General features: G+C 52.0%; 14 protein-coding genes and 2 tRNA genes. 10 read left to right on the forward strand and 6 right to left on the reverse strand.

Annotated features, from left to right (window positions below):
• Positions 1-116: 116 nt before the first annotated feature.
• The 6 genes from NM96_08865 to NM96_08890 all read left to right on the forward strand — a co-directional run bounded on the left by NM96_08865 (position 117) and on the right by NM96_08890 (position 8027).
• A complete protein-coding gene (locus NM96_08865; protein AVR79431.1) occupies positions 117-923 on the forward strand; it encodes an IS481 family transposase in 807 nt (268 codons plus the stop codon).
• 38 nt (positions 924-961) lie between these two features.
• Positions 962-1714 (forward strand): molybdate ABC transporter substrate-binding protein, encoded by a 753-nt coding sequence (gene modA / locus NM96_08870; protein ID AVR79432.1) that lies wholly within the window; start codon positions 962-964, stop codon positions 1712-1714.
• Between the two features lie 24 nt (positions 1715-1738).
• Entirely contained in the window at positions 1739-2410 is a 672-nt protein-coding gene (gene modB / locus NM96_08875; protein AVR79433.1) for a molybdate ABC transporter permease subunit, read from the forward strand.
• Positions 2407-3087 (forward strand): Fe3+/spermidine/putrescine ABC transporter ATP-binding protein, encoded by a 681-nt coding sequence (locus NM96_08880; GenBank protein ID AVR79434.1) that lies wholly within the window; start codon positions 2407-2409, stop codon positions 3085-3087. Before modB ends, NM96_08880 begins: the two co-directional genes overlap by 4 nt.
• 320 nt (positions 3088-3407) lie before the next feature.
• Complete coding sequence (locus NM96_08885) at positions 3408-7088, forward strand: nitrate reductase subunit alpha (GenBank protein AVR79435.1); 3681 nt, start codon at positions 3408-3410, stop codon at positions 7086-7088.
• A gap of 360 nt (positions 7089-7448) precedes the next feature.
• Positions 7449-8027, forward strand: coding sequence for a molybdopterin adenylyltransferase (locus NM96_08890; GenBank protein AVR79436.1), 579 nt, complete (start codon positions 7449-7451; stop codon positions 8025-8027).
• Positions 8028-8634: 607 nt separating this feature from the next.
• On the opposite strand, the gene NM96_08895 is transcribed toward NM96_08890, so the two are convergent.
• The 4 genes from NM96_08895 to NM96_08910 form a co-directional block, all read right to left on the reverse strand.
• Positions 8635-8709: transfer RNA gene (locus NM96_08895), tRNA-Glu, on the reverse strand.
• A 16-nt stretch (positions 8710-8725) separates the two neighbouring features.
• Positions 8726-8802: transfer RNA gene (locus tag NM96_08900), tRNA-Arg, on the reverse strand.
• A 132-nt stretch (positions 8803-8934) separates the two neighbouring features.
• Entirely contained in the window at positions 8935-10281 is a 1347-nt protein-coding gene (locus NM96_08905; protein AVR80306.1) for a deoxyguanosinetriphosphate triphosphohydrolase, read from the reverse strand.
• Between the two features lie 63 nt (positions 10282-10344).
• Positions 10345-10794 (reverse strand): ribonuclease HI, encoded by a 450-nt coding sequence (locus NM96_08910; protein ID AVR79437.1) that lies wholly within the window; start codon positions 10792-10794, stop codon positions 10345-10347.
• A 132-nt stretch (positions 10795-10926) separates the two neighbouring features.
• Here NM96_08910 and NM96_08915 point away from each other — a divergent pair, with 132 nt between their 5' ends.
• Positions 10927-11784 (forward strand): SAM-dependent methyltransferase TehB, encoded by an 858-nt coding sequence (locus tag NM96_08915; GenBank protein ID AVR79438.1) that lies wholly within the window; start codon positions 10927-10929, stop codon positions 11782-11784.
• Between the two features lie 213 nt (positions 11785-11997).
• Here NM96_08915 and lolA read toward each other — a convergent pair whose 3' ends face one another.
• Entirely contained in the window at positions 11998-12621 is a 624-nt protein-coding gene (gene lolA / locus NM96_08920) for an outer membrane lipoprotein carrier protein LolA (GenBank protein ID AVR79439.1), read from the reverse strand.
• 304 nt (positions 12622-12925) lie between these two features.
• On the opposite strand from lolA, the gene NM96_08925 reads away from it, so the two are divergent.
• The 3 genes from NM96_08925 to NM96_08935 are packed head-to-tail and all read left to right on the forward strand — an operon-like array spanning position 12926 to position 15466.
• Positions 12926-13753: a DUF455 domain-containing protein gene (locus tag NM96_08925; GenBank protein ID AVR79440.1), complete on the forward strand. Its 828-nt coding sequence runs from the start codon at positions 12926-12928 to the stop codon at positions 13751-13753.
• Positions 13754-13798: 45 nt separating this feature from the next.
• Complete coding sequence (locus NM96_08930) at positions 13799-14758, forward strand: cation transporter (GenBank protein ID AVR79441.1); 960 nt, start codon at positions 13799-13801, stop codon at positions 14756-14758.
• A 60-nt stretch (positions 14759-14818) separates the two neighbouring features.
• Entirely contained in the window at positions 14819-15466 is a 648-nt protein-coding gene (locus tag NM96_08935) for an HAD family hydrolase (GenBank protein AVR79442.1), read from the forward strand.
• A 67-nt stretch (positions 15467-15533) separates the two neighbouring features.
• On the opposite strand, the gene NM96_08940 is transcribed toward NM96_08935, so the two are convergent.
• Complete coding sequence (locus NM96_08940; protein ID AVR79443.1) at positions 15534-16814, reverse strand: malic enzyme; 1281 nt, start codon at positions 16812-16814, stop codon at positions 15534-15536.
• Positions 16815-16940 lie beyond the last annotated feature (126 nt).

The raw sequence follows: 16940 nt of genomic DNA on the forward strand, positions 1-16940 counted from the left end.
CCTTATACTAATGGTTACACATCCCTGCTCCTGCTATTTTCGTCTGGCTTTTCTTTTTTGATTAAATGTAGAAACCAGTAGCGTTGTTTACAGTATTTCCAGGAGAATACTGAAACATGAACATGCACAAAAACACCCGCCTCACCCCGCACCACCGACAAGCCATTTGGCCGGCCTACACGCAGGGGAAGGAAAGCGTCACCTCCCTGGCACGCCGCTACCAAGTCAGCCGCGTCACCATTTACCGCGCCCTTAAAGCCGCAAGGGGCAGGCTGCTCAAACCGCAAACCAGTACCAACAACCGTTTCAAACAGGCAAAGTACGGAATGAAACGCCTGGCCAAGGTAGAACGCAGCATTCAGGAAAAACTCAAAAAGCAGGCCAAACGCTACAATAAATCCTACCCCGGAGAGCTGGTGCATCTCGACACCAAACGGCTGCCGCTGCTCAAAGGGCAGAAAGCCACCGATAAGCGGGATTACCTGTTTGTCGCCATCGACGATTTCTCAAGGGAGCTATACGCCGCCATTTTGCCGGACAAAACCGCAGACAGCGCCGCCAAGTTTCTGACCGAACACCTGATTGATCCCTGCCCATACCTGATTGAGTGCGTTTACTCCGACAACGGTACGGAATACAAAGGCTCGGCCAACCATGCTTTCGGTGTAGCCTGTTACGAGAACGGGATTGGTCAAAAGTTTACCCGGGTTGCCCGTCCGCAGACCAACGGTAAGGCGGAGCGGGTTATCCGTACCCTGATGGAGATGTGGCATGAGAAACAGTCGTTTGAGAGTCCGGAACATCGGCAAAAGGAGTTGTGCCGCTTTGTTAATTTTTATAACACTGTGAAGCCACACCGCAGTTTGAACGGCGATACGCCGTTTGAGGTCTTACAGGCTTATTTTTCTCAACCTGTTGTGTAAACAACGCGACAATTTTCTACAGATTAAAGGATCACAACATGAACCACCTGTCCCGTTTAACCGCTCTGGCTACTTTGATGCTGGCTGCCCTGCCATTGCAAGCCAAAGACTTAACCGTTTCCGCTGCTGCCAGCCTAAAAGATGCGTTTCAGGAAATTGCTGCCCAATACAAACGCCAACATCCCGATGTGGATGTAAAACTGAACACTGCTGGTTCGGGGGCATTGCTGCAACAACTGCTGCAAGGTGCACCGGTAGACGTGGTAGCCTTTGCCGACCAAAAAACCATGGACATGGCCGCTGAAAAAAATGCAGTGGATACCTCTACCCGCCGTACTTTTGTGCGCAATGACCTGGTATTGATCGTTCCAAAGAACAGCCGTACTTCTGCGTCCTCACTGCAAGACCTCAAGCGCCCTGCCATCAACCGTATCGCGTTGAGCAACCCGGAAAGCGTACCGGTAGGACGCTACACCAAAGCTGCACTGGAAAAAGCCGGCCTATTCACTACCCTCCAGCCGAAAATCATTACCACTCAAAACGTTCGCCATTCCCTTGACTATGTCGCACGAGGCGAAGTGGATGCAGGCTTCGTATATCGTACTGATGCGGTGCTGATGCCCCAAAAAGTGCGTATTACTGCTACCATTCCGCTCGATACTCCGGTTTCCTACCCGATTGCGGTCAGCACTGCCAGCAGTGATAAAGCCGAAGCGCAACGTTTCCTCAACTATGTACTGTCTCCCAAAGGCCGCCAAGTATTAAACAAATACGGTTTTAGCCGCCCATAAACCTTTTTTCAGGTAGTCTGAAATATGTGGCAAGATGTTTGGCCGGCCCTCGGCCTATCGTTAAAAGTGGCCTTCTGGGCCACTTTCCTCAATTTACTGCTGGGCATTGCTGTCGGTTTTCTGCTTGCCAGGCGGAATTTTCCCGGCCGCGACCTGCTCGACACAGCCCTAACCCTGCCCATGGTGCTGCCGCCTACTGTACTCGGTTACTACCTGCTGGTTTTGTTCGGCCGTAACGGCACCATAGGGCAATGGTTAAACCACACCTTTGACATCCGCTTAATTTTCACTTGGCAGGGCGCGGTCTTAGCTGCCATGGTCGTTACCTTCCCCTTGGTCTTCAAACCTGCCCGTGCCGCCTTTGAAAGCGTCAACCCGCAATTGGAACAAGCGGCCCGTGTACTGGGGTTATCGGAAAGTGCCGTTTTCCTGCGTGTTACCCTACCTTTGGCCTGGAGAGGCCTGCTAGTCGGTCTTCTGTTGGCATTTGCCCGAGCATTGGGCGAATTCGGTGCCACACTAATGATTGCCGGCAGCATTCCCGGTCAAACCCAAACCCTCTCCATTGCCGTATATGAAGCTGTTCAGGCGGGGAACGACTCTTTGGCCAACCAACTGGTACTGCTGATCTCTACCGTCTGCATTACAGTGTTGTGGACGACTTCCCGTTTAGCCAAACCTAAGGAGCGCACATGAACAGTACGGACTGGATATTTGATTTCTCCTTACAAGCACAATTAGCTGCAGGCAAAAAACGTTTTAATTTAGATGTTAACTGTCAAAGCCAAGCCCGCCGGCTAGCCATTATCGGCCCGTCCGGCTCCGGCAAAAGTCTGACTCTGCAACTACTGGCCGGCCTTCTCACCCCTGAACATGGATATGTCCGCATCGACGGGCAAACCTATGGCGATACGACACAGAAAATCTGGTTGCCGCCGCAACAACGGCAAGTCGGGCTAATGTTTCAAGACTACGCCCTGTTCCCCCATCTGACTGTGGCACAAAATATCGCGTTCGGACTACAACACGGCTGGCACAATCCTTCGAACCGTAATCCGGCGGAATCTGTACTCCTGTGGCTAGAACGGATGCAGCTGCAACACATATCCGACCATTATCCGCACCAAATTTCCGGCGGTCAGAAACAGCGTACCGCCCTAGCCCGTGCCTGTATTACCCGTCCGAAATGGCTGTTACTGGATGAACCGTTCTCTGCCCTAGATGCCGATCTGCGTCAACAAATGCGCCAACTGGTAGGAGAACTGCAAAGCGAACTATCAGTACCCATGCTCATCATCAGCCACGATTCTGCCGACACGCAAGCATTGGCAGATGAAGTACTGTATATGGAAAACGGTCGTCTGAAAGGTTAAAAAGCAGTTGTTTTAAATAGGTCCACAGCAAAAAGCATGCGGGCCTTTTTTCAGACGACTTGCCTTGGTGGTCGAAGTAAAAAATATCGTTCTCCGACACTGAAAATATCAATATCACATATCCCCCTACCCAAGCCTAATCATATAATCCAAAATAACTAATCCCCCAATATCAAAAGTATTATCTTTTTCCTTCTTTTTCCTTTACGGCAACCCCTTTCGGAGCATATTATCTAGTCTTCAACTATTTTATATTGCAGACGTAAAAAACTATTCTGGTTGCACATACCGACCAGGATAACAATCATAAGGAACCTGCCATGAGCCACTTTTTAGACCGACTGAAGTTTTTCAGCCAAAAACATGAGCCCTTCGCTGACGGACACGGTGTACTGACCGAAGAAGACCGCAAATGGGAAAATGCCTACCGTAGCCGCTGGCAACACGATAAAGTGGTACGTTCCACTCACGGTGTGAACTGTACCGGTTCGTGCAGCTGGAAAGTTTATGTGAAAAACGGCCTGATTACTTGGGAAACCCAGCAGACCGACTATCCGCGCACCCGTCCGGATTTGCCCAACCATGAACCACGCGGCTGCCCACGCGGCGCGTCGTACAGTTGGTATGTTTACTCTGCCCAGCGCATCAAATATCCGATGATGCGCGGCGCGCTGGCTGAGCTGTGGCGCGAAGCGCGTAAAACCAAAGACCCGATCGAAGCATGGAAATGGATTGTGGAAGATCCTGAGCGCTCCAAATCCTACAAATCCCAGCGCGGTTTGGGCGGCTTCGTGCGTTCCAACTGGGACGAAGCTTATGAAATGGTGGCCGCAGCCAACTGCTACACCATCAAGAAATACGGCCCCGACCGTGTTATCGGCTTCTCGCCGATTCCCGCCATGTCTATGGTCAGCTATGCCGCTGGCGCACGCTATCTCGGCTTGATCGGTGGCGTACCGCTGTCGTTCTACGATTGGTATTGCGACCTGCCGCCTGCTTCACCGCAGACTTGGGGTGAGCAAACCGACGTGGCCGAATCCGCCGATTGGTATAACTCCAATTATCTTCTGGTCTGGGGTTCCAACGTGCCGATGACACGCACGCCCGATGCCCACTTCTATACCGAAGTGCGCTACAAAGGCACCAAAACCGTTGCCATATCTTCCGACTTCGGCGAAATGGCCAAGTTCAGCGATATCTGGCTGGCACCGCGCCAAGGTACGGATGCCGCGCTGGCAATGGCGATGGGGCACGTTATCCTCAAAGAATTCCATATCGACAATCCATCCGACTATTTCCAAGACTATTGCCGCCGCCTGACCGATATGCCGGTGCTGGTGTGCCTGAAGGAAGACGGCGAAGGCTACCGCCCCGAATACACCCTGCGCGCTTCTCATCTGAGCGACAACTTCGGCGAAGAGAAGAATCCCGATTGGAAAGTGCTGGCGTGGAACGAGAAAACCGACAGCCTGATGCTGCCCAACGGCTCCATCGGCTTCCGTTGGGATGGCAGCCAAAAATGGAATCTGGAAACCAAGGCTCAGAATGACCAGGATGTTCAGGCAGCCTTGTCGCTGAAGGCGTGCGCCGATGACGTGGTACGCGTTGGTTTCGATTACTTCGGCGGCGAATTCGACGAAGAAAAAACCTTCCGCAAAGTGCCGGTAAAACGCATCACCTTGGCCGACGGCAGCAGCCAGCTGGTGGCCACCGTATTCGACCTCCTGGTAGCGCAATACGGCGTGGACAACGGCTTGGGCGACGAGAACGTAGCCAAAGACTACTTTGACGACAAACCCTACACGCCGAAATGGCAGGAAAAACACACTGGCGTTGCGCCCGAACGCGTGATTCAGGTAGCCCGCGAGTTCGCCAAAAACGCGCACGATACCAAAGGCCGCTCGATGATTATCGTCGGCGCCGGCCTGAACCACTGGTATTACCTGGACATGAACTATCGCGGCCTGATCAACATGCTGATGATGTGCGGCACCATCGGCAAGTCCGGCGGCGGCTGGTGCCATTATGTAGGCCAGGAAAAACTGCGTCCGCAGTCCGGCTGGGCGCCGCTGACTTTCGCGCTCGACTGGCACCGCCCCGCGCGCCAGATGGCCGGCACGTCCTTCTTCTACAACCACACCGGCCAGTACCGCCACGAAACTGTGTCCGCCGACGAGCTGCTCACGTCCGACGCGGGCGACGATATGCGCCGCCTGACCATGATCGACTACAACGCCAAAGCCGAACGCATGGGCTGGACGCCGAGTGCGCCGCAGTTGGAAACCAACCCGCTGGACGTTACCGATGCAGCCGAGGCGGCGGGTATGTCGCCCGCCGACTATGTGGTCAAAGGCCTGAAAGAAGGCACGCTGGACATGTCCTGCAACGATCCGGAAAACCCGAAAAACTGGCCGCGCAATATGTTTATTTGGCGTTCCAACATTTTGGGTTCGTCCGGCAAAGGCCACGAATATTTCCTGAAATACCTGCTCGGCACGCAAAACGGCCTGATGAGCGACGAAGACGACTGCCTGAAACCTGCCGAAGTGAAGCAGCGGGAAGGCGTGGAAGGCAAGCTGGATTTGTTCACGCTCCTGGATTTCCGCATGAACACCACCTGCCTGTACGCCGACGTGATTTTCCCGACCGCCACTTGGTACGAGAAATACGATCTGAACACGTCCGACATGCACCCGTTCATCCATCCGTTTACCGAAGCGGTGCAGCCTTTGTGGCAGAGCAGGTCTGACTGGGAAATCTACAAAGGCCTGGCCAAAAAATTCAGCGAGCTGGCCAAAGACTACTTGGGCGTACGCAAAGACATCGTGCTCACGCCGCTGATGCACGACAGCCCGCAGGAACTCGGTCAGCCGTTCGACCCGAAAGATTGGAAACTGGGCGAGTGCGAACCCATCCCGGGCAAAACCATGCCGGCGATGACCGTGGTGGAACGTGATTACGGCGCGATTTACGAGAAATTCACTTCTATCGGCCCGCTGCTGGAAAAAGTCAACAATAACGGTAAAGGTATGGCTTGGGATACCAAACATGAAGTTGAATTCCTACGTAAACTCAACGGCGTACAAGCCGAAGGGGTCGGAAAAGGTCAACCGAAAATCGAAACTGCCATTGATGCCTGCGAGATGATATTAACCCTCGCTCCGGAAACTAACGGACATGTGGCAAAAAAGGCTTGGCAAGCCTTGGGCAAAGCTACAGGCCGCGACCATACACATCTGATTAATGCCAGCGAGCACACGCAAATCCGCTTCCACGACATCGTCGCCCAGCCGCGCAAGATTGTTACCTCGCCGATTTGGTCGGGCGTGGAGAGCGAAGAAGTGTGCTACACCGCCGGCTATACCAATGTGCACGAGCTGATTCCGTGGCGCACGCTGACCGGCCGCCAGCAGTTCTACCAAGACCACAAGTGGATGCGCGATTTCGGTGCTGCTTTCTGCGTGTACCGTCCGGCGGTGGACACCAAAACCACCAAGAAGCTGCTGGGCAAAATGCCCAACGGCAATCCCGAAATCACGCTCAACTTCCTGACCCCGCACCAGAAATGGGGTATCCACAGTACCTATTCGGAAAACCTGCGTATGCTCACGCTCTCACGCGGCGGCCCGCACGTGTGGATTTCCGAAATCGATGCCAAGAAAGCCGGTTTGGTGGATAACGACTGGGTGGAAGTGTTCAACACCAACGGTTCGATTGCCTGCCGTGTGATTGTGAGCCAGCGTATTCCCGAAACTATGATTTTGATGTACCACGCTCAGGAAAAACTGGTACATACTCCGGCGGCAGAAACCACCAAAAAACGCGGCGGTATCCACAACTCGGTAACCAAGGCGGTCTTGAACCCGACCCACATGATAGGCGGTTACGCGCAATTGGCGTACAGCTTCAACTACTACGGCACAGTAGGCTCTAACCGTGATGAATGGGTGATTGTGCGTAAAATGAGCAAAGTGGATTGGATGGACGAACCGGCAGGTTAAGGCCGTCTGAAAACTTAGTGACGAGAAAGCCTGTCTGAAAGAAAACTTTCAGACAGGCTTTTTTTATTATCAAATTTTCCGTCAATAGGAAATAAAGCGGCTGAGGCAATTTATGCACAAGATCTCATTCATGGATGACTGCCTGTTGACCAAAAATGATGAGGTGATAATCAAAATATCATCCTCTTTGAGATTGAGTACATTTATAGAGAAATGATTTTTATGAACAACTTCTCAAGCTCGACTTTACCTGAAGATATGTATTTTAAAGTCCCGCCGTTTTGCACATTGCCAACACCCACAACAGATACAGCTAATCAGGTACAATGCAATTTTCTATCTTTTGAGTCTGCTATTATCATGAACACACTTCCTACCATCACCATCGGCCTAATTTCCACCAGTGACCGCGCCAGCAGTGGCGTGTATGCCGATGAAGGCATTCCTACACTCAAAAGCTGGCTTGACAAAGCCGTCCTCAATCCGATCCGTTATGTAGAAGCCCTTATTCCTGACGATCAAGACGAAATCAAAAGCGTGCTTATCCATATGGCAGATGAAGAGCATTGCGATGTGATTTTTACCACCGGCGGCACAGGGCCTGCACCACGCGACATCACACCCGAAGCCACACAAGCCGTATTAGACAAGGAACTGCTCGGTTTTGGCGAACAAATGCGCCGTATCAGCCTACATTATGTACCCACAGCCATTTTGTCACGCCAAACAGCAGGTGTTCGTGGCAACAGCCTGATTGTGAATCTCCCCGGCCGACCGAAAGCCATTGCTGAAACATTGGGCGGCGTACGCTCGGAAGATGGCAGCATCATCGTACCAGGCCTATTCGGCGCTATTCCTTATTGTGTGGATTTAATCGGCGGTGGCTTCATTGAAACCGATACTGCCATTTGCACCGCCTTCCGCCCCAAACAAAAATAAACTCCTTCTATATTCTTCTGACCGTCTATAGCTACTCCCGTTCTCTAACTGCTGAATTATACCTATGCGAAGATTATAACAGCTCAAATCCTATTTGCAGGACAAATAAATTAAAAAACTATCAACATCAAGCTGTTGCAATAAACCATAATCAATACATATGTTCAAAGCCATATGTTTATATGAATAAACCCGTTTTAAAAATCCAAAATCATAAAGGTCATCTGAAAAAGAAAACTGAACCCTAACCCTTTTCATACGACCTCCAATTTTCACATTAGTGTTTTATGTATAGTGAAAATCTAATTCAGAGTCTGGTATGTTTGCAAAATTCCCTCAAATCTCCCTAAATACCTCGGCAAAAATTTAGGGAGATTTGAGGGAGCTTTGCAAACTTCTCCATCAGTTTTATTTAGAGACTAATATAAAACATGTTTCAAAATAATCCCCACAGTGACTGTCAGGATAAACTGAATTGGTACAACATTTGAAATATGCAGACAAAAGCAGCTTTGTTAGCAAGAGCATAAAAAGCTGAAATCGCGGGCATAGCATTAAAAGATAAAAATAAACCCTTACTATTTTTTAGTAAGGGTTTATTGAAATTTGGCACGCCCACGGGGAATCGAACCCCGGTTACCGCCGTGAAAGGGCGATGTCCTAACCGCTAGACGATGGGCGCGGATAAATAAATTTTTTGGCGCACCCGGAGCGATTCGAACGCCCGACCCTCTGGTTCGTAGCCAGATACTCTATCCAACTGAGCTACGGGTGCATTTTCATCACTTCGCTTCTGCGCTGTGAATCAAGAAGACCGAATATTATAGAAACCCTTCCCTATTGTCCAGCCTTTAAATTCAATTTTTCCAGATAAAATATTAACATTTTGAAAATTAAAGAAATTAAATCACCTTAAAATCCCGGTTCCAGACAAGTCCTGAGCCATTTTGGCGGCGGCATTGTCTGTCATACCGCCGACGAAATCTAAAATTTTCATATATGCCTGATAAAGGCTGTCCGTTTCAAGTATGGGATTATGGTTTTTCAGAAGATCCAAGATTAAAGATTGGCGGACATCTAATTTCTGCTCAACCAGCAAGGCATGGGCAGCAGGGACAAACAAATCGAGTATCGACCCTAAGCACGGGAAAGTGGCAATTTCGGTCATCAGCTTGGTACGGTGGCGAAAGATGCGCGTGCGTGCGAGTTCTTTGGCTTTTTCCAAAGTGTTTTGGACTTCCGGGCTGCACAAGGAAATCAAGTCTTTTCCCTTAAATTCGCCGCTTAATAAATCGGATTGGTGTTTCATGAAGGTTTGCGCGGCATCTTCGATGGCTTTGCCTATGGCAATGCCGCGCAGCATGGCGCAACGTTGGCGGCTGGATTGGGCATGCCATGTACTTTCTTCAAAGGTCAGCTCAGACAAGACGCTTTCGACTTCGGTATCGGTCAGCAACTCAAGCTCCACCGCATCTTCCAAATCCAGCAATGCGTAACAGATGTCGTCTGAAGCCTCCATCAGGTATGACAGCGGATGGCGTACCCATTGGTCGCAGCCTGCTTCGAGCAATCCCAACTCCGCTGCAACTCGGCGGATAAACGGCAGCTCAGTTTGATAAATATTGAATTTGGAACGCCCGCGCGGACCTTGGCTTGTCCACGGATATTTTATCAATGCGCCGATTGATGCCGCACTCAAACGCATTCCGCCCGCATCGGGATACATTTCCAAATTGGCGACAATGCGCAGGCTGTGGGCATTGCCTTCGTAAGTTTGCACGTCGCTCAATTCGGCTTCGCTCAGCGATGTCAGAAAGCGGAGATTTGTTTCCTTTCTGAACCAATGGCGCAATGCGTCCTCACCCGTATGCCCGAACGGAGGGTTACCCAAATCATGCGCCAAACAGGCGACTTGGACGACAGCACCAATATCGCCCGGAGTATTGTTTTCGGGCAGGAATCCGCCGGCTTGCAACATGACGCCGACACGGTTACCCAAACTGCGTCCGACGCTGGCAACTTCGACACTGTGTGTCAGCCGGTTGTGCGTCAGGTCATGTTCGGCAAGCGGGTGGACTTGGGTTTTCCTGCCCAACCGCCTGAATGCGCCGGAAAACACGACTCTATCGTAATCAATGTGGAAATCGGTACGCAGGGCATCGATACCCTCTTGTGTGGACGGCGTAACCGTAGGGATAATTTCGCCGTTTTTTGCGCGGAAGCGTTGCGGGGAAAGCAGTTGGGACCAAGTCATTGCCATTGGGGTAATCCTGTTTGCGGTTGATTGAACATTTTTCAGGCGTTTTCAGACGACCTTTCAGGACGAGGGTTGAAGGAACCGTGCCGCCCCCTGATTCGCCAAAGCGTCCGCCTTTTCGTTTTCGGAATGCCCCGCGTGGCCTTTCACCCATGTCCACTGTAATTCGTGTTTATGCGACAAGGCATCGAGTTCTTTCCACAAATCGTCGTTTTTCACCGGTTTTTTGGCGGCGGTTTTCCAGCCGTTTTTCTTCCAGCCGTGTATCCAGCCTTCCATACCGTTTTTGACGTATTGCGAGTCAGTACAAATCACGACGCGGCACGGGCGTTTGAGCGCTTTCAGCCCTTCTATGACGGCGGTCAGCTCCATTCGGTTGTTCGTGGTTTCGGCCTCGCCGCCGCACAATTCTTTTTCATGATTTCGGTAGCGCATCAATACTCCCCACCCCCCTGCCCCCGGATTGCCTTTGCAGGCTCCGTCTGTATAAAGGTAAACGGTATCGTCCATATATCGGTTTGTTTTGCAATTTGCACAATAAAGGCATTCATCTTATCACAAGGTTTGAATCCGCCAAGCGGCTTTGCCCCAAACAGGCATATAATATGCACCTTATCGCAAACAAATTGGAAGGAACCGACGATGGACGGACAAATGGCGCTTTTTTGCTATCAGGAACTGCCGGTTTGGCAGGCAGACGAGATTCCCGACGCGCTGCGGGCGGGTCATGCGTTTGACGAAGGGGAATGGGTTTGCCTGAACGTATTGCAAGGTCGTCTGAAATTGACGGAAGCTGATAATGCTTCTGTCGAGCTGACTGCCGAAGACGGAGATCACATGATCGCGCCGCAGCAACAGTTTACGGTCGAGCCTTTGACGGACGACACGGAAATCAAGCTCTCGCTTTATTGCGCGGCAAAAGATTATTTCAATAAGAAATACGGCATGAGCGCGACCCATTCGGCGGTAGTGGCGGCTGAAAATATCGTTCCTGCGGGCAAGGCTTTGGATATAGGCTGCGGTCAGGGGCGCAATGCGCTGTTTTTAGGTTTGAAGGGATTTGACGTAACCGCCGTGGACAACAATCCGCAGGCGGTTCAAAACGTCAACGAGTTGGCGCGTATGGAAGGCTTGGACGTGCGGGCTGTGGAATATGATTTGAATGCCGCCAACCTTCAAGATCATTTCGACTATATCGTGGCGACGGTTGTGTTTATGTTCCTGCATCCGCGTTTCGTGCCGCAAGTGATTGCCGATATGCAGGCGCACACCAACCCGGGCGGCTACAACCTGATCGTTTCGGCGATGGACACCGAAGACTTCCCCTGCCCTATGCCTTTTCCGTTTAAATTTAAAGAAGGCGAGTTGCGCGAATACTACCGCGACTGGGAGATTGTCGAATACAAGGAAGAACTCGGCGCCATGCACGCGAAAGATGCGGCGGGCAATCCGATACAGTTTAAGTTTGTTACCATGTTGGCGAAAAAGCCTGAAGTATAAACGAACGGGGTCGTCTGAAATATTTTCAGACGACCTTTTGGTATCCGCTTTGTTACGGCGCTTTGAACTTTTCCTACCTGCCATCAATTGGCAACCTCAAAAGCCGGATTGTGTCGGCTAGAAGCGGTTTCCACTCAAACACGCATCACCGACAACTTCAAAAACAAAAAGGTCGTCTGAAACCTTTCAGACGACCTTTTTATGATCAAACCATCAGTTGCTCAACACATCCACACCTTTGGGCGGGGTGAACTTGAATGCGCCGCGCGAAAGGTTGGGCTTGGTATTCAAGCCGCCGAAGCTGATGGAGGTTTGGTTGCCGAAGCTGTCTTTCAGCTGCATGGCGGCGAGGTTGTCGCCTTTGAAACCGATACGGATGTATTGGTAGCCGGCGTTGTTTTTCTTGGGTGTTGCCAAGACGTAGTCGATGCCGTTGGACGAGCCGTCTTCTTTGAGGGAGTAGCTGCTGTCAAGGGCGTTTTTGTTGGAGAGGATGGCGGCGGGGCTGTCGCCGATGGTTTGGTCTTGGGCGGACTTGGTCACTTGTGCCAAATCAACGTCGTAGAGCCAAATGGTTTGGCCGTCGCCTACGATGGTTTGTTTGTAGGGTTTGGTGTATTCCCATTTGAATAGGCCCGGACGCAGGATTTTGAAAGTACCGTGTGCGGTTTGGGTTTTCTTTTTGCCTTGGACGGTTTGGGTGAAGCTGCCGCTGATACCGTCGGCGTCGTTGTTGAATTTCTTGAGTGCATCCACTGCGCCTGCCTGTGCGAAACCGATGGTCGCGGTCAGGGCGGAAGCGGCGAGGAATTTGAACAGGTTGTGTTGTTTCATCATTATTTTTCCTTGTTGGAAGGGGTGTGGCGCCCAGTATCGATGTTACAAAATAACAATGCAAGCCGCTTATGGGCGGTTTACATTTTGCAAACAGTGTTTCCCGAAGGCTAATTTTTTGAAGCTGCGGGATTTTTTCCTGCGGAAAAGACAATCGGGTTTCACAATTCTTTAATGTATGCCGACTGCGCAAACTGTGGTATTTAATGGTTTTTGACGCACAACGCCAAATTGTAAAGATTATATTCCTTATATTGTTTTTTTTAAACGCTATAATATTTGTTTTCTGAAAAACGGCGGACTTGGAATGAAACCTGATATCTATGCTTTGCTGGAACTTGCCCTGCTTTCAGACGACCCCGATGAAAAAGGACGGCTGACGGACGAGGCGTTTGCCGCCGTTCAGAACATGGACGGCGCTGAGGCAAACGCTGCACCGCTGGACTTCCGCCACGCGGGACGGCCGTCTAAGCCTGTTTTGGTCGCGCCGTCGCAGCTGACGCCACGTAAGATGAACACGACCGAAGGCTATGCGGCAATGCTGCACGCGATTGCGCATATCGAGTTCAACGCCATCAATCTGGCTTTGGACGCGGCATACCGTTTCCGCACGCTGCCGTTTCAGTTTGTGCGCGACTGGGTGCGGGTAGCGAAGGAAGAGGTGTACCATTTCCGCCTGATGCGCGAACGGCTGCGCGCTTTCGGCTTCGATTACGGCGATTTCGAGGCGCACAACCATTTGTGGGACATGGCGTATAAAACCGCCTATGACCCGCTGTTGCGCATGGCGTTGGTGCCGCGCGTATTGGAGGCGCGCGGGCTGGACGTTACGCCGGGGATACGCGCAAAGGTGGAACAGCGCGGCGATTCGGAAACCTGCGGCGTATTGGACGTGATTTACCGCGACGAAGTGGGCCATGTCGCTATCGGCAACCATTGGTATCAGCACCTCTGCCGCGAACGCGGTTTGGAACCTGTCGCCCTGTTCCACAGTCTGATTGCCCGTTACGATATGTTTATCTTCCGCGGCTATGTGAACATCGAAGCGCGTGAAAAAGCCGGCTTCAGCCGCTTCGAATTGGATATGTTGGAAAATTTCGAGCAGGGTTTGAAACAAGGCAAAAAGGTCGTCTGAAAACCCTGCATCCGGATTTTCAGACGACCTCTGTTGAGGAACGTTATGTCTCACCATCACGAACACCATCATCACGCACACGCCCACACGCATACCGCCAACAAAAAAGTATTGCGCGTGTCGTTCATCATCATCGCCGCCTTTATGCTGCTGGAGGCTTTCGGCGGCTGGCTGACCCACTCGCTCGCGCTGCTTTCCGACGCAGGGCATATGTTCAGCGACGCATTTTCCTTGGGCGTGGCGTTGTGGGCGTTCAAACTCGGCGAAAAAGAAACCACGCTGCAAAAGACCTTCGGCTACAAACGTTTCGAAATCCTCACCGCCATGTTCAACGGCTTGTCGCTGGTGGTTATCGCCGTGCTGATTTTCTACGAAGCCGTCAAACGCCTGCTTTATCCGCCCGAAATCGCCACGCTGGGGATGCTCGTCATCAGCGTTATCGGGCTGCTGGTCAACATCGGCGTGGCGGTTTACATGCTGAAAAACAGCGACACCGAAGCCAACGTCAACATGCGCGGCGCGTATCTGCACGTTTTAAGCGACCTTGTCGGCTCGGTCGGCGCGATTGCCGCCGCCGTACTCATGATGGCGTTCGGCTGGAAATGGGCGGACCCGCTCGCCAGCGTGTTCGTTGCCGCGCTGGTCGGACGCAGCGGCTGGAGCCTGCTCAAACAGACGCTGCACATCCTCATGGAAGGCGCGCCCGAAAACATCCACACCGACGACTTGCTCGCCGTCATCCGCAACACCGACGGCGTCAAATCCGTCCACGACTTACACGTCTGGACGATTACCAGCAATATCAACGTATTATCCTGCCACATCGTCGTGGACGGCAGCATGACCGTGGCCGAATCCGAACAAATCGCCTACCGCATCGAACACGAGTTGTCCCACAAAAACATCGGACACTGCACCATCCAAATCGAAAGCGAACACCACCCGCATCCCGACAGCGTCTTGTGTGCCAACGAAACCGACGGCGCGCACCATCACCACCACTAAACCCAAAGGTCGTCTGAAACCCTTTTCAGACGACCCCATCGAAAAACCAAAGGAAAACACATGATACAAGCCGTATTGTTCGACCTCGACGGCACACTCGCCGACACCGCCCTAGACCTCGGCGGCGCACTCAATACCCTGCTCAACCGCCACGGACTGCCCGAAAAAAGCATGAACGAAATCCGCACCCAAGCCAGCCACGGCGCGGCAGGACTGCTCAAACTCGGCACAGGCATCACCCCCGATCATCCCGACTACGCCCAATGGCGTACCGAATACCTCGACGAATACGACAGCCGCTACGCCCAAGACACCGCCCTCTTTGACGGCGTGAACGAAATGATTGCCGAACTCGACAAACGCGGCATCAAATGGGGCATCATCACCAACAAACCCATGCGCTTCACCGACAAACTCGTCCCCAAACTCGGCTTCATCATCCCGCCCGCCGTCGTCGTCAGCGGCGACACCTGCGGCGAATCCAAACCCAGCGTCAAACCCATGCTGTATGCGTGCGAACAAATCCATGCCGACCCGCAACACACGGTTTACGTCGGCGACGCCGAACGCGACATGCAGGCCGGACGCAACGCAGGCATGAAAACCGTACTTGCCGACTGGGGCTATATCGCCGCCGAAGACCAAACCGAAACATGGCCGTTCGACCACCGCATCGCATCGCCTTCGGCATTGCTAAAGATTCTGTAAAACGAAAAAAGGTCGTCTGAAAGTTTTCAGACGACCTTTTCTACATCACATTCAAATTAAAACCGGATTACAGTTTCCATTCGCTCAGTTTGGCAGCATAGGCTTCCAAGTCTGCAATCGGACGGGTTGCCACGCCGCTTTCCATTGCAGCTTTGGCGGCAGCCGAAGCAACGCGCGGCAGCAGGCGGGAGTCGAACGGGGTCGGAATCAGGTATTCCGCGCCGAATTCGAATTTTTTACCGTAAGCGGCAACCACTTCTTCAGTTACTTCTTCCTTCGCCAAATCCGCCAAAGCATATACGCAGGCGCGTTTCATTTCTTCATTGATGGTCGTCGCGCCGACGTCCAACGCGCCGCGGAAGATGAACGGGAAGCACAATACGTTGTTCACTTGGTTCGGGAAGTCGGAACGGCCGGTACCGATGACCACGTCCGGACGGGTTTCTTTTGCCAACGGCGGCAGGATTTCCGGATTCGGGTTTGCCATGGCGAACACGATAGGCTTGGCGTTCATGGTGTTCAGCATTTCAGGCGTCAGCAGGTTCGCGCCGGAGAGGCCCAAGAAGATGTCTTTGCCTTTGACGGCATCGGCAAGCACGCGTTGACCGTTGTCTTCAATGGCGTAGAACTGTTTGGACTCGTCCATACGGTCTTTGTCTTCGCGGGTTTTGTAAATCACGCCTTTGGAGTCGCAAACGGTAACGTTTTCGCGTTTCAAACCCAAATCGAGCAGTTGGTTCAAGCAGGCAATCGCAGCCGCACCCGCGCCGGAGCAAACCAAGGTCGCTTCTTCGATTTTACGGCCGGTATAGCGCAGGGCATTCAATACGGCAGCAGCGGTGATGATGGCGGTACCGTGTTGGTCGTCGTGGAATACCGGGATTTTGCAGCGTTTGCGCAATTCGCGTTCGATGTAGAAGCATTCAGGCGCTTTAATGTCTTCGAGGTTGATGCCGCCGAAAGTCGGTTCCAACGCGGCGATGATGTCCACCAGTTTTTGCGGGTCTTTTTCATCGATTTCGATGTCGAATACGTCCACACCAGCGAATTTTTTAAACAATACGCCTTTGCCTTCCATCACAGGTTTGCCTGCCAATGCGCCGATGTCGCCCAAGCCCAAAACCGCGGTACCGTTGGAAATCACGGCAACCAAGTTGCCTTTGGCGGTGTATTTGTACGCATTTTGCGGATCGGCATGGATTTCCATACAAGGAGCCGCGACGCCCGGCGAGTACGCCAAAGCCAAGTCTTTGGACGTGGCCAGCGATTTGGTGGGGGTAACGGAGACTTTACCCGGCACGGGGAATTCGTGAAATTTCAGTGCGGCTTCTTTTAATGAGTTTTCCATTTTTCGATCCTGTTGCGAGAGAGATGTTGAGACGAGGTCGTCTGAAACGTTGGTTTCGGGACGTTTGGCATCACAAAGGGTTTATTTATTAACAAATAAACCTATTTTGTAATAGCGTGTAATTTT

The sequence above is a fragment of the Neisseria mucosa genome (assembly GCA_003028315.1).
Classification (GTDB): domain Bacteria; phylum Pseudomonadota; class Gammaproteobacteria; order Burkholderiales; family Neisseriaceae; genus Neisseria; species Neisseria mucosa.

What these genes read in the sequence shown, in the direction of transcription:
- lolA (AVR79439.1), bottom strand. Translation starts at nt 12,621, where the DNA reads ATGATGAAACAACACAACCTGTTCAAATTCCTCGCCGCTTCCGCCCTG.
- NM96_08915 (AVR79438.1), top strand. Translation starts at nt 10,927, where the DNA reads ATGGACGGACAAATGGCGCTTTTTTGCTATCAGGAACTGCCGGTTTGG.
- NM96_08865 (AVR79431.1), top strand. Translation starts at nt 117, where the DNA reads ATGAACATGCACAAAAACACCCGCCTCACCCCGCACCACCGACAAGCC.
- modA (AVR79432.1), top strand. Translation starts at nt 962, where the DNA reads ATGAACCACCTGTCCCGTTTAACCGCTCTGGCTACTTTGATGCTGGCT.
- NM96_08925 (AVR79440.1), top strand. Translation starts at nt 12,926, where the DNA reads ATGAAACCTGATATCTATGCTTTGCTGGAACTTGCCCTGCTTTCAGAC.
- NM96_08930 (AVR79441.1), top strand. Translation starts at nt 13,799, where the DNA reads ATGTCTCACCATCACGAACACCATCATCACGCACACGCCCACACGCAT.
- NM96_08910 (AVR79437.1), bottom strand. Translation starts at nt 10,794, where the DNA reads ATGGACGATACCGTTTACCTTTATACAGACGGAGCCTGCAAAGGCAAT.
- NM96_08935 (AVR79442.1), top strand. Translation starts at nt 14,819, where the DNA reads ATGATACAAGCCGTATTGTTCGACCTCGACGGCACACTCGCCGACACC.
- NM96_08890 (AVR79436.1), top strand. Translation starts at nt 7,449, where the DNA reads ATGAACACACTTCCTACCATCACCATCGGCCTAATTTCCACCAGTGAC.
- NM96_08880 (AVR79434.1), top strand. Translation starts at nt 2,407, where the DNA reads ATGAACAGTACGGACTGGATATTTGATTTCTCCTTACAAGCACAATTA.
- modB (AVR79433.1), top strand. Translation starts at nt 1,739, where the DNA reads ATGTGGCAAGATGTTTGGCCGGCCCTCGGCCTATCGTTAAAAGTGGCC.
- NM96_08885 (AVR79435.1), top strand. Translation starts at nt 3,408, where the DNA reads ATGAGCCACTTTTTAGACCGACTGAAGTTTTTCAGCCAAAAACATGAG.
- NM96_08905 (AVR80306.1), bottom strand. Translation starts at nt 10,281, where the DNA reads ATGACTTGGTCCCAACTGCTTTCCCCGCAACGCTTCCGCGCAAAAAAC.
- NM96_08940 (AVR79443.1), bottom strand. Translation starts at nt 16,814, where the DNA reads ATGGAAAACTCATTAAAAGAAGCCGCACTGAAATTTCACGAATTCCCC.